At 65.3% G+C, this 19,064-nt stretch carries 19 protein-coding genes; 12 read left to right on the top strand and 7 right to left on the bottom strand.

All coding sequences use genetic code 11. The features are described from left to right. The first annotated feature begins 285 nt into the window (after positions 1-285). From ACQR1Y_RS04145 to ACQR1Y_RS04135, 3 genes are all read left to right on the top strand, one after another. The gene (locus tag ACQR1Y_RS04145; RefSeq protein WP_434875310.1) at positions 286-1,251 is read left to right on the top strand and encodes an MBL fold metallo-hydrolase; all 966 of its coding nucleotides are present in this window, start codon (positions 286-288) and stop codon (positions 1,249-1,251) included. A gap of 39 nt (positions 1,252-1,290) precedes the next feature. Continuing rightward, complete coding sequence (locus ACQR1Y_RS04140; RefSeq protein WP_434858318.1) at positions 1,291-2,406, top strand: tetratricopeptide repeat protein; 1,116 nt, start codon at positions 1,291-1,293, stop codon at positions 2,404-2,406. 106 nt (positions 2,407-2,512) lie between these two features. Continuing rightward, complete coding sequence (locus ACQR1Y_RS04135; RefSeq protein ID WP_434858319.1) at positions 2,513-2,851, top strand: hypothetical protein; 339 nt, start codon at positions 2,513-2,515, stop codon at positions 2,849-2,851. A 181-nt stretch (positions 2,852-3,032) separates the two neighbouring features. On the opposite strand, the gene ACQR1Y_RS04130 is transcribed toward ACQR1Y_RS04135, so the two are convergent. Further along, positions 3,033-4,544: an acetyl-CoA acetyltransferase gene (locus ACQR1Y_RS04130; RefSeq protein WP_434875311.1), complete on the bottom strand. Its 1,512-nt coding sequence runs from the start codon at positions 4,542-4,544 to the stop codon at positions 3,033-3,035. 182 nt (positions 4,545-4,726) lie between these two features. On the opposite strand from ACQR1Y_RS04130, the gene yghU reads away from it, so the two are divergent. The 3 genes from yghU (at position 4,727) to ACQR1Y_RS04115 (ending at position 7,495) form a co-directional block, all read left to right on the top strand. Continuing rightward, positions 4,727-5,602 carry a glutathione-dependent disulfide-bond oxidoreductase gene (gene yghU / locus ACQR1Y_RS04125; protein ID WP_434875312.1) on the top strand — a complete coding sequence of 292 codons (876 nt, stop codon included), beginning with the start codon at positions 4,727-4,729 and terminating at the stop codon, positions 5,600-5,602. Positions 5,603-5,963: 361 nt separating this feature from the next. Beyond that, a complete protein-coding gene (locus ACQR1Y_RS04120; protein ID WP_434875313.1) occupies positions 5,964-7,163 on the top strand; it encodes a molybdopterin-dependent oxidoreductase in 1,200 nt (399 codons plus the stop codon). Positions 7,164-7,174: 11 nt separating this feature from the next. Continuing rightward, positions 7,175-7,495 (top strand): cytochrome c, encoded by a 321-nt coding sequence (locus ACQR1Y_RS04115; protein WP_434875314.1) that lies wholly within the window; start codon positions 7,175-7,177, stop codon positions 7,493-7,495. Between the two features lie 24 nt (positions 7,496-7,519). Here the strand turns inward: ACQR1Y_RS04115 and ACQR1Y_RS04110 are convergent, their stop codons facing one another. Continuing rightward, positions 7,520-8,131, bottom strand: a complete 612-nt coding sequence (locus ACQR1Y_RS04110) for a flavin reductase family protein (protein WP_434858324.1) — start codon at positions 8,129-8,131, stop codon at positions 7,520-7,522. 185 nt (positions 8,132-8,316) lie between these two features. Here ACQR1Y_RS04110 and ACQR1Y_RS04105 point away from each other — a divergent pair, with 185 nt between their 5' ends. Next, positions 8,317-8,607 carry a hypothetical protein gene (locus tag ACQR1Y_RS04105; protein ID WP_434858325.1) on the top strand — a complete coding sequence of 97 codons (291 nt, stop codon included), beginning with the start codon at positions 8,317-8,319 and terminating at the stop codon, positions 8,605-8,607. Between the two features lie 87 nt (positions 8,608-8,694). On the opposite strand, the gene ACQR1Y_RS04100 is transcribed toward ACQR1Y_RS04105, so the two are convergent. Both ACQR1Y_RS04100 and ACQR1Y_RS04095 read right to left on the bottom strand, forming a co-directional pair. Next, the gene (locus tag ACQR1Y_RS04100) at positions 8,695-9,528 is read right to left on the bottom strand and encodes an alpha/beta hydrolase (RefSeq protein ID WP_434875315.1); all 834 of its coding nucleotides are present in this window, start codon (positions 9,526-9,528) and stop codon (positions 8,695-8,697) included. A gap of 169 nt (positions 9,529-9,697) precedes the next feature. Then, a complete protein-coding gene (locus ACQR1Y_RS04095; protein ID WP_434858327.1) occupies positions 9,698-10,477 on the bottom strand; it encodes an SDR family NAD(P)-dependent oxidoreductase in 780 nt (259 codons plus the stop codon). A 167-nt stretch (positions 10,478-10,644) separates the two neighbouring features. Here ACQR1Y_RS04095 and ACQR1Y_RS04090 point away from each other — a divergent pair, with 167 nt between their 5' ends. The 3 genes from ACQR1Y_RS04090 to ACQR1Y_RS04080 are packed head-to-tail and all read left to right on the top strand — an operon-like array spanning position 10,645 to position 12,811. After that, positions 10,645-11,439, top strand: a complete 795-nt coding sequence (locus ACQR1Y_RS04090) for an enoyl-CoA hydratase/isomerase (RefSeq protein WP_434858328.1) — start codon at positions 10,645-10,647, stop codon at positions 11,437-11,439. Continuing rightward, positions 11,436-12,425 carry a phosphotransferase family protein gene (locus ACQR1Y_RS04085; protein WP_434875316.1) on the top strand — a complete coding sequence of 330 codons (990 nt, stop codon included), beginning with the start codon at positions 11,436-11,438 and terminating at the stop codon, positions 12,423-12,425. The genes ACQR1Y_RS04090 and ACQR1Y_RS04085 overlap by 4 nt, the downstream gene beginning before the upstream one ends. After that, complete coding sequence (locus ACQR1Y_RS04080; protein ID WP_434875317.1) at positions 12,425-12,811, top strand: DUF6285 domain-containing protein; 387 nt, start codon at positions 12,425-12,427, stop codon at positions 12,809-12,811. Before ACQR1Y_RS04085 ends, ACQR1Y_RS04080 begins: the two co-directional genes overlap by 1 nt. Before the next feature lie 127 nt (positions 12,812-12,938). Here ACQR1Y_RS04080 and ACQR1Y_RS04075 read toward each other — a convergent pair whose 3' ends face one another. Next, positions 12,939-13,718 (bottom strand): enoyl-CoA hydratase-related protein, encoded by a 780-nt coding sequence (locus ACQR1Y_RS04075; RefSeq protein ID WP_434875318.1) that lies wholly within the window; start codon positions 13,716-13,718, stop codon positions 12,939-12,941. Between the two features lie 154 nt (positions 13,719-13,872). Here ACQR1Y_RS04075 and ACQR1Y_RS04070 point away from each other — a divergent pair, with 154 nt between their 5' ends. Further along, entirely contained in the window at positions 13,873-15,147 is a 1,275-nt protein-coding gene (locus tag ACQR1Y_RS04070; RefSeq protein WP_434875319.1) for an acyl-CoA dehydrogenase family protein, read from the top strand. A gap of 318 nt (positions 15,148-15,465) precedes the next feature. Here ACQR1Y_RS04070 and ACQR1Y_RS04065 read toward each other — a convergent pair whose 3' ends face one another. Together ACQR1Y_RS04065 and ACQR1Y_RS04060 are read right to left on the bottom strand one after the other, a co-directional pair. Continuing rightward, positions 15,466-17,046 carry a fatty acid--CoA ligase gene (locus ACQR1Y_RS04065; RefSeq protein WP_434875320.1) on the bottom strand — a complete coding sequence of 527 codons (1,581 nt, stop codon included), beginning with the start codon at positions 17,044-17,046 and terminating at the stop codon, positions 15,466-15,468. Positions 17,047-17,164: 118 nt separating this feature from the next. Next, positions 17,165-18,040, bottom strand: coding sequence for an SDR family oxidoreductase (locus ACQR1Y_RS04060; protein ID WP_434875321.1), 876 nt, complete (start codon positions 18,038-18,040; stop codon positions 17,165-17,167). Between the two features lie 103 nt (positions 18,041-18,143). Between ACQR1Y_RS04060 and ACQR1Y_RS04055 the strand changes: the two genes are divergently transcribed. Beyond that, positions 18,144-18,953: a crotonase/enoyl-CoA hydratase family protein gene (locus tag ACQR1Y_RS04055; protein ID WP_434875322.1), complete on the top strand. Its 810-nt coding sequence runs from the start codon at positions 18,144-18,146 to the stop codon at positions 18,951-18,953. Positions 18,954-19,064: the final 111 nt, after the last annotated feature.

The following is a 19,064-nucleotide window of genomic DNA, read 5'->3' as shown; positions in this document are numbered from 1 at the left end:
GCCATCAGGAGCACCCAAGTACGCTGATCGAACAGCGGCCGCACCGGCTCGGGGCACTCGCAGCCGTGTAGCGCCGCTGTTTGTTGCGCTGCATTGCGACCGAGTCGCATGGGGCGGTCGCTACGTGGCAATTTGTCTACACTCTGTTTACCAACCAGAAAGATCCTGCTGGCGCCATAATCCCGCTAAGGTGCAAAGGTTCCTTGCAATCGACACTAGTTCAACCAGCGGTACTGAGTTGTGGTGAGTCGTGTGAAAGCGTACGGACCCTCGAGAAGGTCCGTCGTGCTGGGAGCAGTAACAGCCGCGGCAGCGTTTGGGCTCGACGCGGCTCTCGCCGTCGCCGCTGCCAAGCCGCGCCGTCGCACCGTGGACCCCGAGCGCGGCTACCGACGGATCATGGTCGGCGAGGCCGAGGTGATCGCGCTGTATGACGGCATCTGGGAGAAGCCGCATGACGCGGGCTTCTTCAGCAATGCCAGCATCGACGACGTCAAGGGCGCGCTGCGCGCTGCAGGTCTGAGCCCCGCCTTTATTCCCGTTCCCATCTCGACCTTCGTCGTCCGGCTGAAGGGCAAGACGGTGCTGTGCGATGCCGGCGGCGGCGGCCAGGTTCAGGGCTACAATTCCGACGCGGTCTTCGTCTCGGGTCAGATGCTTAGCAATCTCAGGGCGGCCGGTCTCCGACGCGAAGATATCGACACCATCCTGATCTCGCATTTCCATCCCGATCACATCTTCGGACTGATGATCGAAGACACCAACACGCCGGTGTTTCCCAACGCCGAGATCATCGTCGCCGCGGCCGAATACAGCTTCTGGACAGATCCGTCGAAGACGGCCCGTCTGCCGCCCTGGAGACAGGCGCTGGCACGCCGCATCCAGGGCGTGATCCCGAGCTGGAAGAACGTGTTGCCGGTAGAGGGCGAGGACGAGGTGGTGCCGGGGATCCGCTTTGTCAGCGTTCCCGGTCACACGCCCGGCCACACCGCATTCCACCTCAGCTCCGGCCAGGAGCAATTGATGATGTCCGGCGACACGGCCTATGTGCCGGCGTTCAGCCTGCACCATCCCGAATGGCATGGCGCTTATGACCAGGACGGCCCGGCGGCGGAGGTCAGCCGGCGCAAATTGCTCGATCGAGTTGTTTCAGAAAAGATGTTGATTTGTGGATCGCATTTTCCGTGGGGCGGCTTCGGCCACCTCACCCGCGATGGCGCCCATTATGCGCTCGACCTCTTGCCCGTGTGATCCCGCCGCGAGCGCGGGGGAAGGACGCGGCACCTCGCCATGAAGAGCCATTACGAGGTGCTCGGCATTTCGCCGCGCGCCAGCCTCGACACGATCAAGCGGGCTTTTCGCCAGGCCGCGAAGGAGAACCATCCCGATCTCGTCGGCGACGGCGACGCTGCGGCCGAGCAAAAGCTCAAGATGATCATCGTGGCCTACAAGGTGCTGCGCGATCCCGACCTTCGCGCCGAATACGATGCCTTTCTCGCGCATGAGCGCGAAACGGCGCGGCGCGAGCGCTGGGATGCGATCCTGCAGTTCACGGCGGCGACGGCCGTTCTCAGCGCTGTGCTGATCGGGCTGGAGATCCTGTTCGTGCCTTCGCTCGGCGACTTCCTGAGCAGGCCGCAGCCGACGCGTTCTGTCACTCTCGATCAGCCACCGCAACCCAAGGCCGAGCCGCAGCGCGAGGCGGGCAGCCCGCCGGCATCGCCACCTGCGGTGCGGGATGAGCTCAGCGCTGCGCCGTCGGCGCAGCCTGAGGCCGTTGCAGCGGCGTCGCCGCCACCGGCAGATGTCGAGGTCGCAGAGCCGGTCGCGCCGGCAACGCCGATGAGCGCAAGCGAGTTGCTGGAGCGCGCCCTGGCCCGGAGCCGGCAGGGCGATCTTGAACTCGCCGTCGCGGATTTCGACGAGGTCGTTCGGCTCGTACCGCGCAATACCGACGTCTACCGCTATCGCGCTGAGGCTCTGGTGCGCATGGGCCGCATCGACCGGGGATTGGACGACTACGACCGGGCCATCCGGCTCGACCCGAAAAATCCTCTGCTTCTCCGTGATCGCGCGCTCGCGCTGCAGAAGCGCGGCGATCTCGACGAAGCCCTGGTCGATCTCGATCGTGCGGTGCGCATGAGCTTCAGTGACGCCGAGCTTTACAGCGATCGCGGCGCCGTGTGGCTCGCCAAGGGACGCTATGACCGGGCACTCGCCGACTTCAATCAGGCGCTGAAGCTCAATCCCGATCTCCCGCTCGCGGCCATGCGCCGCAAGGAAGCCATAGCGCGCAAGCGGGAGCATCGGCACGCCGACGATGATCGCCCATCACCCGCCGCGGCGGAAGCCGAGACCACGGGGACTCTGCCACCCGACTCCGCGTCCAAGGCGGCCCCCCGCTGAGCCGCGCCATCACGAACCCGCGGCGCGCAGATCCAATGCGCGCCACAGTTCGTTTGCCGCATGCGGTCCTCGGTCATCCGGGCTCGCAGGACCGCGGAAACATGCCATGAGTGTCTATGTCTCGATGACCGGCTTTCGCCCGAAAAGTGGAGCGAGCCGTCTTGCCCGATTCTGGTGGCATACGCTGTGGTCGCTACGGCAGGCACGCGCCGCGGCCGGCAACCTCAGCGTCGAGGTCCGGCCCGTGGCCGGTCTCTATCATACGCTGACGGTCTGGTCCGACGAGACCAGCATGCGGACTTATGTCCGCAGCGGCGCGCATCGCCGCGCGATGATGAACGTTCGTGACCTCGGCAGCGGCAAGACGCTCGGCTTCGCGGCGGACACCGCGCCTGACTGGGACACGGCCTATGCACGATGGCAGCGCGAGGCGCGGGAGGTGTAGTTGAGGGCTGATCGCTTCCCAAGAACGTCATTCCGGGGCAATCGTCATGCGCTCAAAGCGCATGGCGATTGAACCCGGAATCTCGAGCTTGTTGAGGACAGGCGCAAAACAATCTCGAGATTCCGGGTTCAAGGCCTTCGGCCTTGCCCCGGAATGACGGTGCTAGTCTAGCAACGGCGTCCTAACTCACCCGCCATTCTGGCACGCCGTCGGCGGCCATCGTGATCGAACCGAGCGCGCCGACCGGTGTCCTGTCCAGGTCCATCAGCCGCGTCAGCGTCGTCTGGTCCTGCGGCGGCACGCGCGCCAGCGTGCGCGTGTCCTGCTCGGTGCGCAGCATCACCACGCCGTGCTCGACCGCGCCGTTGCGATCATACAGCGCGGTGAAGCTCTCGACCTTGCCGTTGCCAGCCGCCTCGCTGACGAAGTCCGGCGCTGCTGAGCGATGACGATCGGCCTCCGTCTGCACGCTGACATCCTGTGACAGCGACGAGGGCTGCTCGCGCGAGATCACCAGCGCATGATGCTTGGTGACGAAGCCGCCCTGGCCGTACAGCAGGCCGCGCCTGGCGCCGCCGCGCAGCCGCCGGACCATCGCGCAGGCGGCGTGTGTCATGTAGGTGTTGAGCGGCGCGCCGAAGAAGGTCAGCCCTCCGGTGACGGTCGGCTCGACATCCGGGCCGAGGCCGAGCGTCCGCCGCGCCATCTTCGGCACGCAGGGGAAGCAGCTATAGAGCTCGATGACGTCGAACGCCGTGCCCGTGCCGCCGACGAGGTTCATCGCCGCCTGCAGCACCGCATTCTGCGGATGGCTCTCGGCGAACTGATCGCGCGTCAGATAATCGCGTGGATCTTCCGCCGAGGCGCCGCCCAGCGGATAGATCATCCGGTTCTCGGCGACGCCCGCGGCGCGCGCTTTCGCCAGGCTGGTCAGGATCAGCGCCGCGCCCATGTTGACCATGGGATTGGCGACCATCAGCTTGGTGTAGGGCCAGGCGATCGGACGGTTGTCGGCGGACGGCGTGGTGATCTCGTCCGGCGCGAAGTGCCGCTTCAGCCAGGCGTTCGGATTGTAGGCGGCGACCGCCGAGAAGCGCGACCACAGCTCGCCGGATTCGGCGAGTGCCCGCCGCGGCGTCTGGCCCCATTTGGCGGCGCTTGCGACCTCGTAGAACGGATAGACCGAGACGGGGCGGAACACGCCGAGCTTCACCGCGAGCGGCTTCTGGAACGCGGCGCCGCGCTTCGGCTCCTCGACGTCATGGGCGAACGGCGTCCACGGCAAGGTCACGCCGGCGCGCTCGGCCTTGGTGGCGGTCGATTGCGCCTCGGCGCCGCAGACCACGGCGACCTCGCATTCACCGCGCGCGATGCGCAGGGCCGCCTCATGCAAATAGCGGATCGGGCTTTCGCCGCCGACCGGCCCGTAATAACAGTGCGCAGGGTTCACACCGAGCCGCTGCGCCAGCAATTGCTCGGGATCGCGATAACGCCAGCTCAGGAAGTTGACGACGTCGAGCGAGCCGGTGTGCTGGATCAGCCTGGCGCCGGCGTCATTTTCCGCGCGGCGGATCGCCTGTTCGAGCAGCGCGAGCGGCTCCAGCCCTTCCGCGATGTCCTTGGGCCTGTCGACGATCTCGCCGACGCCGACGATCACGGGAATGCGGTCCGGGGGCAGGGCAGCTGCAGTCATGGGCGTTTCCGAAAAGCGGTCCGTGGCGAACCGTCATTGTGGTCTTGTCTTCGTTCTGTCATCGCAGGTTCGACCGCGCAATGCAGAAAATGCCGATGGCGCCCGCGCGTGCGACGGCTTCCGCTCGGCGGCATATGCGCCTAAAACCATCGCTCCTTTTGCCGCTCACGCCGGAGTCATTCGTGTCCGAACAGAACAGCTATGTGCCGCCCAAGGTCTGGACCTGGAACAAGGCCAGCGGCGGCCGCTTCGCCAACATCAACCGCCCGATCGCGGGCCCGACCCACGACAAGGAATTGCCTGTCGGCCGTCATCCCTTGCAGCTTTATTCTCTCGGCACGCCGAACGGCGTGAAGGTCACCGTGATGCTCGAGGAACTGCTGGCCCTCGGGCACAGCGGCGCCGAGTATGATGCCTGGCTGATCCGAATCGGCGAAGGCGACCAGTTCGGCTCCGGCTTCGTCTCGATCAATCCGAACTCCAAGATCCCGGCGCTCCTGGACCGCAGCGGGCCCGAGCCGATCCGCGTCTTCGAGTCCGGCGCGATCCTGGTCTATCTCGCCGAGAAGTTCGGCGCCTTGCTGCCCACCGAGCCGGCCAAGCGCGCCGAATGCCTGTCCTGGCTGTTCTGGCAGATGGGCGCCGCGCCCTATCTCGGCGGCGGATTCGGCCACTTCTACGCCTATGCGCCCACCAAGATCGAATACGCCATCGACCGCTTCGCCATGGAAGTGAAGCGCCAGCTCGACGTGCTCGATCGCCGCCTTTCCGAGAGCGAATATCTCGCCGGGCCGGACTACACCATCGCCGATATCGCGGTGTGGCCGTGGTACGGAGCGCTGTCGAAGGGCCTGCTGTACGAAGGCGGCGAGTTCCTCTCGGTGCAGGACTATAAGAACGTGCAGCGCTGGACCGACCAGATCGCACAGCGCGCCCCGGTGAAGCGCGGTCGCATGGTCAACCGCGTCTCCGGCGACCCTGCCAGCCAGCTGCACGAACGCCACGACGCCAGCGATTTCGACACCAAGACGCAGGACAAGATTGGCCAGAGCAAGTAGTTGTCTACCTTGCCGCGGTAGGGTGGGCAAAGGCGCGCCTCGATCGTTGTAGACTTGCACAGCTGTTCGAGCGCGCCGTGCCCACCATCGTCCCTCGCGTCCACCGCCGGTGGGCACGCGCCGCCTGACGGCGCCGCTTTGCCCACCTTACACATTCACCACGACCCAAGCGCTCGCGCTATTCTCGCCGCAGTGCAGCGGATCGCGGTGGCTTGACCTCCGACCTTCACATCGTTTCTCCGCCTCAGAGAATCGTGCAACTATCATCTCCTGCAGAGATCTGGCTGCGTGCCGGACGAACTGAACGCATCGTCCCGAGGTGATGACCTCTGGCGAGAACGACCACTCCGGAGGGAGTCGCATGATCGACAGGCGTGATCTGCTCAAGGGAGCGGGGCTGGCCGCCTTGCTGGGTGGCCTTGGAGCGAGCCGTGCGCTGGCCGAGGACAGCGTGACCTTGCCGTTCGCCAATGGCGAGCGCCCGCTGGTGAAATATCCGCAGAAGCGATTGATGATCGGCCTGACGAGCCGGCCGCCGCAACTCGAGACGCCGTTTTCGGTGTTCAATGACGGCGTGATCACGCCGAACAACGCCTTCTTCGTCCGCTATCATCTGGCGGGGCTTCCCTACGATCTCGATCCGGACAAGTTCGCGCTGGAAGTGAAGGGCAAGGTCGACAAGCCGCTCAAGCTGTCGCTCAAGGACATCCGCATGCTGAAGGCGACCGAGATCGTCGCCGTCAACCAGTGCTCCGGCAACAGCCGCGGCTTCTTCGAGCCGCGCGTCGCCGGCGGCCAGCTCGGCAACGGCGCGATGGGCAATGCCCGCTGGCGCGGCGTGCCGCTCAAGACCGTGCTCGAGATGGCCGGTGTCCAGACCGGCGCGAAGCAGGTCACCTTCAACGGCATGGATGGACCGATCGTCGACAAGACTCCGGACTTCGTCAAGGCGCTGGACGTCGATCACGCCATGAACGGCGAGGTGATGCTGGCCTACGGCATGAACGGCGAGGATCTGCCGTTCCTCAACGGTTTTCCGCTGCGTCTGATCGTGCCCGGCTATTACGGCACGTACTGGGTCAAGCACCTCAACGAGATCACCGTCGTCGACAGCGTGTTCGAGGGCTTCTGGATGAAATCGGCCTATCGCATTCCGGATACGCCGAACAACGCGGTCGAGCCCGGCACCGCGCCGAAGGCGACGATCCCGATCAATCGCTTCACGGTCCGTTCCTTCATCACCAGCGTCAGCGATGGCGCGAAGCTCAGGGCGGGGACGGCTGTCCTGCGCGGCATCGCCTTCGATGGCGGCAGCGGGATCAAGCAGGTCGCCGTCTCGACCGATGGCGGCCAGACCTGGACTGATGCGAAGCTTGGCAAGGACCTCGGGAAGTATTCGTTCCGGGAGTGGAAGCTGCCGGTGAAGCTGACCGCCGGAGCCCACGCGCTCAAGGTGCGGGCGACCAGCAATGCCGGCGAGACGCAGCCGGAGACGCCGCGCTGGAATCCGGCCGGTTATCTGCGCAATGTCGTCGAAACCGTCCGCGTCACCGCCGCTTGAGGAGCACGACCATGCAACGGATATCTTTCCTCGCTGCGCTGGCCGTCGCGCTCGGGTGTCTTGCCGCCGGGCCGGCCGCTCTCACCGCGGCGCCCGTCAACTACAAGGTTCCTCCGGAGACGGCGGCCTTCAAGCCGGGGCCGGACCTTGCCGCCGTGCAGGGCAATTGCACGGCCTGCCACTCTTCCGATTACATCAGCACGCAGCCGCTGATGAAGAACAAGAAGGAGTTCTGGCAGGCCGAGGTCACCAAGATGATCAAGGTCTATGGCGCGCCGATCGACGACGCCGATGTCGGCAAGATCGTCGACTATCTCGCCGCGACCTACTGACCATCCGGTCCGGCTGGGCAAGGCTCAGCTGGCGCCTTTGGCCGGCGGGAAATCCATCCGGTCGTTCGTGCGGCAATAGCGGTCGGCGAACATGCGCCCGACCGGGTGGAACAGCTCCATCTCGACCCGCATCTTTTCGCTGTCCCACAGCTCGTCGCGGATGTGGAACGCAAGGCCCTCGCCGAGCACCAGCACGCGGTCGCCGTTGACGTCGATCAGTTGCCAGGTCTTGCACTCCATCGCGAACGGCGCGTCCGCGAGCCGCGGCACGGAGATCATGCGCGAGGGCGCGAGCTTCAGCCCGAGATGATCGGGCTCGCCGACCTCGGGCGGAAAGTCGCCGCCGGTCTCGTGCATCGCCTGCGCCAGCGGCTCGTCGGTGATGTGCACCACGAACTCACCGGCGCGGCGGATGTTGACCAGCGTATCCTTGACCCGGCCGTCGGGGCGCAGGTTGATCGCGAACACGCAGAGCGGCGGATCCTCGCCCATCACGTTGAAGAACGAGAACGGCGCGGCGTTCACGACGCCCGTCTCGCCCTTGGTCGTGACCCAGGCGATCGGCCGCGGCAGCACGAAGGAGGTCAGGATCTTGTAGCGCTCGCGCGGGCTCAGATCGGTGGAGAGGTATTCCATATGGTGCGGCCTCGGATATGTCGGTCGGCCGACCGTAGTCGGCCAGGGTGCGTTGCGGAAGCTGATAAAGCGGGCAGCGGCTGCGTGCATCCACGGCGATCGCTCCGTGAAATTCAGTGTTCCCTGGAACGGCACCGGACGGGCCACGTTCGAACAGCACAGCAACTAAAAATGGAGGTCACGCCATGAAACCAACGATCAGTTTGATCGCGTGTGCGCTCGTCGTCTCGGCCACCTCGGCCCTGGCGCAGGGCGGTCAGCAGCCGACCGCGCCGCCTAGCGCGAACAACTCGGGAGCAGGCATTCAAGGTGCGCCCGGCAACAAGAACGGACCGGCGGCCACTGATTCCGGCACCGTCGGCTCGTCCTCGATCATCAACCAGCAGAATCCGAACGTCAGTGCTCAGGACCCGTCGAACATCAAGGGCATGCCTGGCAACAAGAACGGGCCGCCCGCCAAGAAGCCCCAGAATTGAATATGCGCTGGCGAGGCGGTTGCTGACGCAGCCGCCTCGCTCCGTTCTGGTGTTGTTGTTGAGCGGGTTCGCAGAGTCCTTGCCGTATCACGGCAGAGCCGCCGCGCCGTTCGTGACGATGAGATTGTCCGTATCGGCCGGCGCCAGCTCGCTCGTCGAATCGCCGCCGAGATATTTGTCCAGCGTCGCCTGGATCCGCTCACGCGCCGTATAAGGACCGCGATCGCTCATCCAGGTGTGCTGGAACTCGGTCTTGATGATGTCGATGCCGCTCTTCTTGCCGAGCTGCTTGGGCAGCACGTCCGGATCGGTCTTGAACTCCGGATCATCGGAGCGGAACGACAGGATCTTGAGCTTGTCCCTGACGACGAAAGGAACGCGCAGATTGTCAAGCGTCACCACCTGCGAGACGATGTTGGGATGCTCCTTGGCGAAATACATCGCGGTGTCGCCGCCGTTGGAATGGCCGACCAGCGTGAGATGATCGTAGTCGGCATTGGGATGCCGCTTCTTCATCTCGTTCAGCACGCAGAGAATGTTGGCCTCGCCCTTCTTGTAGACGTCGAGCCGGCCGACATAGGGCAGCCCGATCTTGGTGACGAGCGGCGGGTCCGTCGGCAGATCCTGCTGCACGCTGGCGACGAGATAGCCGCGCGCGGCGAACACGTTCGCCAGGAACGAATACTCGGTGTTCTTCACCGTGTTGCCGTTGGAGATGATCGCGACCGGCAGCCGCCAGAGCCCGGCGTTCGCCTTCATCTCGTAATCCTTGCGGACCGCGATGTCGACGTTGATCGGCCGCTGCCGCGCGGCGTCATAGAATTCCCGGCTTTCGTGCTGAATGCCCCATTTGGCCATCGCAAAGTAACCGGCCACAGCCAGGGCGGACACACAGGCCAAAACCGTCACACCGCGCTTCATGGCATCCTTCCCCTTGGAATTCTCCTCGTCATGTGATGAGGGACAACGCCGAGGTCACGGGGGCGTGGCAGGGCAAGGCGGATTAAATTTCTGAAATCTTGGAATAAGGGGCGGGAACAAATCCGGCCTTGGCGGACCGGCGCACCGGTCCACCGTAGGTCCTGGCCGGTCAGAACGCGGTATAGCCGCCGTCGATCACGAAGCAATCGGCCGTATGGTACGACGACGCCTTGCTCATGAGGTAGACAGCGATGCCGCCGAAATCCGACGGCTCGCCGAAGCGGCGGACCGGGATGCGTGGCATCACGTTGGCCACGAACTTCTCGTTGCCCATGATGCCGGCCGTCATGTCGCTCTTGATCCAGCCCGGCAGGATCGCGTTCGCGGTCACGCCGTAGCGCGCCAGCTCGACCGCCAGCGCCCGGCACAGCGCATTGAGCGCGGCCTTGGTGCCCGCGTAGTGCTCGTTGCGCGCGGTGCCGAACAGCGAGGCGAGACTTGATGTCGCAACCAGCCGGCCGAACGGATCGCCGGCTTCTGCCCGCGCCGTCATGTGCCGGGCGGCGGCCTGGAACGCGTGGAAGACGCCGTCGAGATTGGTCGCGAACATCGTGCGCCATTCCTCCTCGCTGCGCTCAATGAAGGGCTTGCGGCCACCGCCGCCGATGCCGGCATTGGCGAAGCAGCCGTCGACGCGGCCGAAGGTGTCGAGCGTAGCCTTCATGGCTTCCGCGACAGAGGCGGGGCTCGTCACGTCGCAGATGCGCGTGTCGACTTTGCCGGGCCCTGCGGCCATCGATGCGGCAGCCGCCTTGTTCTTCTCGGCGTTGCGTCCCCAGATCGAGACGTTGCAGCCACTGGACGCAAGTGCCTGGGCAATGCCGAGGCCTATGCCTCCATTGCCGCCAGTGACGACGGCCACGCGGCCGGTGAGATCGAACAGGGTCATGAGCGTTTCCGTGATGATGTGAGGACGCTGTGCGTCGCTTCGGTTATTTGGATGACGCAACCATGGACAAGCGAAGCGCAAAAATCAAATATGCTGCACGAAGCCGGCAATGCCGCGAATTTCCGCCGCGAAGAATGCAGCGCTCGAAAAGCTCTTGAGAGGAAACCATGCAGTTCAAGCACGTCACGCTCGATTTCGACGGGCCCGTCGCCATCCTCACGCTCGATCATCAGGAGGTGATGAACGCGGTCTCCATCGACATGCTCGGCGGCCTCGCCGAGGCGCTCGACGAGATCGAGGAGAGGAAGGCCGACGTTCGCTGCCTGGTCGTCACCGGCGCCGGCCGCGCCTTCTGCACCGGCGCCAATCTGCAAGGCCGCAACGCCCAGGCCAAGCCCGGCCGCAGCAATGCCGGCGCGGCGCTCGAGACCGCTTTCCATCCGTTCCTGCGCCGCCTGCGCAATCTGCATTGCCCGATCGTCACCTCGGTGAACGGCCCGGCCGCCGGCGCCGGCATGAGCTTCGCGCTGATGGGCGACATGATCCTGTGCGCCAAGTCTGCCTATTTCCTGCAGGCGTTCCGCCGCATCGGCCTGGTGCCGGATTGCGGCTCCACCTGGCTGCTGCCGCGTCTCGTCGGCAAGGCGCGCGCGATCGAGCTGTCGCTGCTCGGCGAGAAGCTGCCGGCCGAGACGGCGCTGCAGTGGGGCCTCGTCAACCGCGTCTACGACGACGCGGCGCTGAAGGAGGAGACGATGAAGCTCGCGCACGAGCTCGCCAATGGGCCGACGGTCGCGCTGGCGCAGATCCGCCGGCTGTATTGGGAGAGCCCGGAGAATTCGTTCGAGGAGCAGCTCAACGAGGAATTCCAGTCGCAGCGCATCGCCGGCGCGACCGCCGACTTCAAGGAAGGCGTCACGGCGTTCCTCGAAAAGCGTCCGGCCAAGTTCAAGGGCCAATGATCGAGACCGAACTGTCCCGCTGTGTCGTCGCGTTCATGCCGGGCGCGACCGGCGTGCGTGGCGCCGCCAAGCTTTCCGGGGGCGCCAGCCAGGAGACATGGCGCTTCGACATCGTCCATCCTGATGGCGATGTCGGCGCTATTCTGCGCCGCTCGCCGAAGGGCTACGGCGCCGCGCCCGGTCGCGCCGCCGGGCTGGACAATGAAGCCGCCCTCATGCGGCTGGCGCACGCCGCCGGCGTGCCGTCGCCCGAGGTGTTGCATGTGCTGGCGCCCGGTGATGATCTCGGCACCGGCTTCATCATGCGCCGCGTCGAAGGCGAGACCATCGCGCGCAAGATCTTGCGCGATGCTGAGTTCGCCGAGGCGCGGCCGCGCCTCGCACGCCAGCTCGGCGGCATCGCCGCCGGCATCCATGGCATCGCGCGCGCGAAGTTGCCGGCGCTGCGCGAAATGAACGCGACCAGGGAGATCGCCGAGCTCGCCCGCGAATATCACAGCTTCGACTGGCCGCGCCCGGTGTTCGCTCTGGCGCTGCGCTGGCTGTCGCAGAATGATCCCGGCCCCTCGGCGGAGGTGACGCTGGTGCACGGCGATTTCCGCAACGGCAATCTCATCATCGGGCCCGACGGCGTGCGCGCCGTGCTCGACTGGGAGCTCGCCCATCTCGGCGATCCCATGGAGGATCTCGGTTGGATCTGCGTCAACTCCTGGCGCTTCGGCGAGATCGACAAGCCCGTCGGCGGCTTTGGCTCGCGCGCGGAGCTGTTCGCCGGCTACGAGGCCGCCGGCCGCAAGGTGGATGCTGACCGGGTGAAGTTCTGGGAAGTCATGGGCACGTTGCGCTGGGGCGTGATGTGCTGCGGCATGATGCAGCGGTTTCGCATTGGCCCCGACCATTCGATGGAGCGCGCCATGATCGGCCGCCGCGCGTCTGAGACCGAGATCGATCTGCTGCGGCTCCTGGCGCCGCGAGGAGAGGGCTGATGCAGGACGAACCGACGCCGACCGAGTTGGTGCAGGCCGTAGCGGATTTCCTGCGCAACGATATCGCGCCGCTGATCTCGGGCCACCATGCGTTCAAGCTGCGCGTCGGCATCAACGCGCTGGATCTCGTGGTTCGCCAGCTGACGCAGGCTGCGCCTGCGGACGCTGCCGAGCATGCGCGCTTGAAAGTGTTGCTCGCGCGGGATGGTACCTTGCTCGACCTCAATCGCGCACTGGCCAAGCAGATCGCGAGCGGTGCCCTCGACCTCGCGACGCCGGGACTGAAGGAGCATCTCTGGCAGACCACGCTCGACAAGCTCGCTGTCGATCAGCCCAACTACGCATCCTACAAGCGCGAGGTGGGGAGGGGCACCAATGGCCCCTAACTCTCTGTCGATATGCCCGGGCTTGACCCGGGCATCCATCCTCTCACAAGGCTGTCGCGAGGCACGGATGGCCGGGTCAAGCCCGGCCATGACGGAGTTGGGGCAAGCTCGCGCAGCCATTCAGGCGCTACCGCCCCAGCCAATTCGGCGGCCGCTTCTCCGAAAACGCCTTCGGACCCTCGATGTAGTCCTGCGAATGGATCATCGCCTGCACCGCGGGATAGTCACGCTGCTCGGTGATGGCCTGCTCCAGCGAGACCGCGAGGCCCTTCTCGATCGCCTGCTTGGAGGCGCGGATCGACATCGGCGAGTTCTTGGCGATGGTATCGGCCCAGCGCTCGGCCGCCGCCAGCGCCTCGCCCTGCGGCACCACCTCGTTGACGAAGCCGAGCTCGTGGCCCTCGCGGGCGCCGACATGGCGCCCCGTGAGGATCATGCCCATCGCGCGCTTCATGCCGATCTGGCGCGGCAGCCGTTGCAGGCCACCGGCCAGGGCAGCGAGGCCGACGCGCGGCTCGGGCAGGGCGAAGGTCGCATTCTCAGACGCGATGATCAGGTCGCAGGCCAGCGCGATCTCGAAACCGCCGCCCATCGCGACGCCGTTGACGGCGGCGATCAGCGGCTTGTCACAGTCGAAGCGCGAGGTCAGGCCGCCGAATCCGCTTCGGCCCCAGCCGCGCTTGCCGCCAGCCGCCTGCCACTTCAGATCATTGCCGGCGCAGAACGCCTTGTCGCCCTCGCCGGTGACGATCGCGACCCATTGCTCGGGATCTGCGGCGAAGCCGTCGAACACCGCCTCGAGCTCGTAATGCGCATCCGTATGCAGCGCGTTGTAGACCTCGGGCCGGGCGAGGGTGACGATCGTGATCGGTCCCTTGCGCGTGACCTTCGAAAACTTCAGCTCCATCGGCCGTTCCTCCTGGTTTCTGATTGGCAACGTCACGCGAGCTTAGCGTCTGCGCCGCATGCGCGGTCATTCAAATACGCAACCGCGCTGCGCGCCACAAGCACGCGGCGCAGGTCCAAGATCAAGAACAACAACGACAGACAGGGAGACACGCATGGATTTTTCCTTGCCAAAGGAATTGGTCGCCTATCTCGACGAGCTCGACCGCTTCATCGAAGCCGAGATCAAGCCGCTGGAGCAGGCCGACGACAACATCCGCTTCTTCGACCATCGCCGCGAATGGGCGCGGACCGATTTCGAGAATGGCGGTCTGCCGCGGCATGAGTGGGAGCAGCTGCTGCGCAAGGCCAAGGACCGCGCCGACGCGGCCGGCCATCTGCGCTTCGCGATCCCCAAGCGCTATGGCGGCAGGGACGGCTCCAACTTCTGGATGGCCGTGATCCGCGAGCATTTTGCGTCGAAGGGTCTCGGCCTGCACAACGATTTGCAGAACGAGCACTCCATCGTCGGCAATCTCCCGATCGTCACCATGCTCGATCGGTACGGTCGCGACGACCAGAAGGCGATGATCGACGGTTCGATCACCGGCAAGTACCGCATCACCTTCGGCCTGACCGAGCCGCATCATGGCTCGGACGCGACCCATATGGAGACGAAGGCGATCCCGGCCACCCGCGACAACGTCAAGGGCTGGCTGATCAACGGCGAGAAGATGTGGACGACGGGCATGCACGTCGCCACCCATTGCGCGCTGTTCGCGCGCACCTCGGGCAATGACGGCGATGCCCGCGGCATCACCTGCTTCCTGGTCCCGGCCAAGAGCGAGGGCGTCAAGGTGGAGGAATATCTCTGGACCTTCAACATGCCGACCGACCACCCCCGCGTCAGCTTCACCGACGTGTTCGTGCCGGAGGATGCTCTGTTCGGCGAGGTTGGGCGCGGGCTGTCGCTGGCGCAGTGCTTCGTCCACGAGAACCGCATCCGTCAGGCGGCGAGTTCGCTCGGCGCCGCCGTCTTCTGCATCAACGAAAGCGTGAACTACGCGCGGGAGCGGAAGCCGTTCGGCAAGGCGCTGGCCGAGAACCAGGCGATCCAGTGGCCGCTGGTGGAGCTCGCGACGCAGGCGGAGATGCTGCGGCTCCTCATCCGCAAGACCGCGTGGGAGATGGATCAGCTCACCCAGGCGCAGGTCGAGCACACGCTGTCCGACAAGGTGTCGATGTGCAACTACTGGGCTAACCGCCTGTGCTGCGAGGCCGCCGATCGCGCCATCCAGGTGCATGGCGGCATGGGCTATTCGCGTCACAAACCGTTCGAGCACATCTACCGCCACCACCGCCGCTACCGCATCACCGAGGGTAGCGAGGAGATCCAGATGCGGAAGGTGGCGGGGTTCCTGTTTGGGTACATGGGGGCGAACAAGCGATGAGGCGGTGGTCGTCCAAAGACAGAAATCGTGAGCGTCAGCCAGCAATCCAGACCGGTCACTTGGCCCCTGGATTGCTTCGGCGCAAGGGCGCCTCGCAATGACGGCGGGGAGGGAGCGCACACTCTCTCCTCCGTCATTCCGGGGCGTGCGCAGCACGAGCCCGGAATCCATAACCACGACCGCCCGCGTGACGAAGACCTGCGCCACAACCAGATCGCGCCGAACCCGGTTTCGTGAGTATGGATTCCGGGTTCGCCCCGCTGCGCGGCGCGCCCCGAAATGACTCGTGGAGCGGGCATACTCCCCGTCCGCCAATTATCAATTCACCTGCCTGTCCTTGCCCGCCCAATACGGATCGCGCAGATTTCGCCGCAGGATCTTGCCGGAGGGATTGCGGGGCAAGGCGTCGAGGAAATCCACGGTCTTCGGCGTCTTGAAGCCGGCGATGCGGGTGCGGGTGAAATTGATGATGTCGGTCGCGGTCGCCTGCTTGCCCGGCTTCATCACCACGATCGCCTTGACCGCCTCGCCCCATTTGTCGTCGGGAATGCCGATCACTGCAGCTTCGGCTACGTCAGGGTGATCGCAGATCGCGCTCTCGACCTCGGCGGGATAGATGTTCTCGCCGCCGGAGATGATCATGTCCTTGATGCGGTCGTGGATGTAGACGTAGCCGTCCTCGTCCATGTAGCCGGCATCCCCAGTGCGCAGCCAGCCGTCCTTGCCGAGCGTGCGCGCCGTTGCCTCCGGTAGATTCCAATAGCCGGCCATGTTGGAGCCGGAGCGGGTGGCGATCTCGCCGACTTCGCGCGGCGGCAAGGGATTGCCAAGGGGATCGATGATCGCGACCTCGACGCCGGGCAGCGGCTTGCCGGCCGAGCGCATCCGCTCCAGCCCCTCGACGTGATCCTCCGGCGGCAGCGCGATGATGGTGCCGGTGGTCTCGGTCATCCCGTACATCTGCACGAAGCCGCATTTGAAGACGTCGATGCATTCCTTCAGCAGCGCGGCAGGAATCGGCGAGGCGCCGTAGAGCATGTATTTCAGGCGCGAGAAATCGACCTGCCGCGCGCGCGGCTGCCGCACCACGAACTGCATCGCGGCCGGCACCATGAAGAGCTTGGTGATGCCGGACTGTTCGAAGAAGTCGAGGATCCTGGTCGGATCGAACTCACGGGCGATGACGCCACGGGCGCCGTGGTACAGGCTCATCAGACCCCAGCCGGAGCCGCCGATATGGAAGATCGGCATCGCGATCAGCGACACGTCGTCGGTCGACCATTTGTTCCAGTCCGGCTTCTCATCGGGGTTTCCGGTGTTGACCAGGTTGAGGAAGTTGGCATGCGACAGCATCGCGCCCTTCGGCTTTCCTGTCGTGCCGGAGGTGTAGAGCTGGAGCGCGATGTCTTTCGGCGTGATATCAACGCCCGGATCATCGGCGCTTTGCGCATCGCGCCACGCCGTATAGTCCTGCCACTCCGGCGCGCCGCCTTCGGTGGTGATGATGTGCCGCACGCTCGGAAGCTGGTCGCGGATCTGCCGGATCATGGTGATGAACTCCGGCCCGACGAACAGGGCAGGGGCCCTGCAGTCCTCGACGATGAAGGCGACCTCCGGACCGGCCAGCCGCCAGTTCACCGGCGCCATCACGACGTTGGCCTTCATGGCGCCGACCAGCAGCTCGAAGTAGCTGTCGCTGTTCTTACCGAAATAGGCGATCCGCTCACCTGGCTTCAGGCCGAGCACCTTCAGCGCGTTGGCCACCTGGTTGGTCTTGCGGTCGAATTCGGCGAAGCTGGTGCTGCGGCCCTCGAACTCATAGGCGGTCGCGGAGCCGAGTGCCTGCGCCTGGCTGCGAACGACATCGACGAGCGTCGACGCTGCCGTCGTGACGGTCATGTTTCCCCTCCGATTGTGCCGTGTTTTCGTTTTTGTTTTGTCGTCCTCGCCCCGGATTGCTCCGGAGCGAGCATCGTTCAATCAGTCTACCGAGCGCCGCCGCCGATCAACAGTGCCGTCAGCTCGTGCGTGTCGAGCGGTCCTTCTCGTTCTGCGCCTTGATCGACTCCTTGGCCTTGGTCCAGTCGTCGTCGCTCCAGTCGCGCAGCTGATAGAAATTGCCGCCCATCGCCAGCGCCTGCGCGCCGTCCATTGCGATGGTCTCGCCGTTGATCCAGTTGCAGCCGCCGGAGATCAGGAAGACGGCGAGGTTCTGCAGCTCCTCCATGGTGCCGACGCGCCCCATCGGGTTCATCGCCTTGGTGCGCGCGCCGGCCTCGTCGCCCGGCTTGATGCGCTTGCTCATGCCCTCGGTCGGGATTTCGCCGGGCGCGATGGTGTTGAGGCGGATGCCGTAGCGGCCCCATTCGGTGGCGAGCGACATCGTCATCGCGTGGATCGCCGACTTGCTCATCGCCGACGGCACGACATAGGGCGAGCCGTTGCGCACCCAAGTCACCGTGATCGACACGACGTTGCCCGGCTGCTTCGCGGCGATCCAGCGCTTGCCGACGGCGTGCGTCACGTAGAACGTGCCGTGCATCACGATGTTGGCGACCGCGTCAAAACCGCGCGGGCTCAATTCCTCGGTGCGGGAAATGAAGTTGCCGGCGGCGTTGTTGATGAGATCGGTCAGGCCGCCTTCCTGGAAGATCGCCTCGATCATCTCCTCGACCGCCATCGCATTGCGGATGTCGACGCCATGGCTGGTGACGCGGCCGCCGTAGAGATCCATCAGCTCGGTCGCGGTCTCGTCGCAGACGATTTTCCGCCGTCCGCAAATATGCACTTCGGCGCCGAGCTGGAGGAAGCGGGCGGCCATCGCCTTGCCCAGGCCGGTGCCGCCGCCGGTCACCAGAATACGCCGACCCTCGAGGAGATTGTCCTTGAACATGGAAGTTTCCGCCTGAGATGTTGTGAGTTAATTGGTCGATTGACTAAACTGCTCCGACAGCCTTCTGTAAAGTCACAAAGACAATCGTGAGGAGACCGCCCCGATGGACAACCGCATCGCGATCGAGATCAAGGACGGCGTCGCCGATGTCCGCCTGGTCCGCGCCGACAAGATGAATGCGCTCGATCAGGAGATGTTCGCGGCGCTGGTCGCGGCGACCGAACGGCTGTCGAACGAGAAGGGGCTGCGCGCGGTGGTGCTGTCCGGCGAGGGCCGCGCGTTCTGCGCCGGGCTCGACATGGGCCGCTTTGCGGCGATGAAGGAGTCCGGCGGCAACGGTATCGCTGGCGGCGAGAAGCGTGACCTCACCGTTCGCACCCACGGCAAGGCGAATTTCGCCCAGCAGGCGGTATGGGGCTGGCGGCAGCTGCCGGTGCCGGTGATTGCTGCGGTGCATGGCGTCGCCTATGGCGGCGGCTTCCAGCTCGCGCTCGGCGCCGACATGCGCTACGTCGCGCCCGACACCAAGCTGTCGATCATGGAGATCAAATGGGGCCTCGTGCCCGACATGGCCGGCACGCCTGTTCTGGCGACCCTGATGCGCGACGACATCCTGCGCGAGCTGACCTATACCGGCCGGGTGTTCTCGCCGGAGGAGGGGCAGGCCTACGGCCTCGTCACCCGCATCTGCGCCGATCCGCGCGCGGCCGCGCTGGAGACGGCGCGGGAGATCGCGGGCAAGAACCCGGATGCGATCCGTGCCGCCAAGCGGATGCTGAACAATCTCTCGGTCGATCCGGGCCCGGCGCTGCTGGCGGAATCGGTCGAGCAGCAGAAGCTGATCGGCAGCCCGAACCAGTTGGAATCGGTACGAGCCAACATCGAAAAGCGCGCGCCGAAGTTTGCGGATTAGCGCGGTCGTTCCGGGATGCTCCGCAGGAGCAGACCCGGAACCTCGAGATTCTCCGGTGCGCAATTGCGCACCGTAGTTCGATGCTGCGCATCGCCCCGGAATGATCACGAC

Source organism: Bradyrhizobium sp. HKCCYLRH3099, assembly GCF_051167855.1.
In the GTDB taxonomy this organism is placed as follows: domain Bacteria; phylum Pseudomonadota; class Alphaproteobacteria; order Rhizobiales; family Xanthobacteraceae; genus Bradyrhizobium.
The sequence above is the reverse complement of the archived record's forward strand: the minus strand, read 5'-3'. Positions and strand labels throughout refer to the sequence as shown.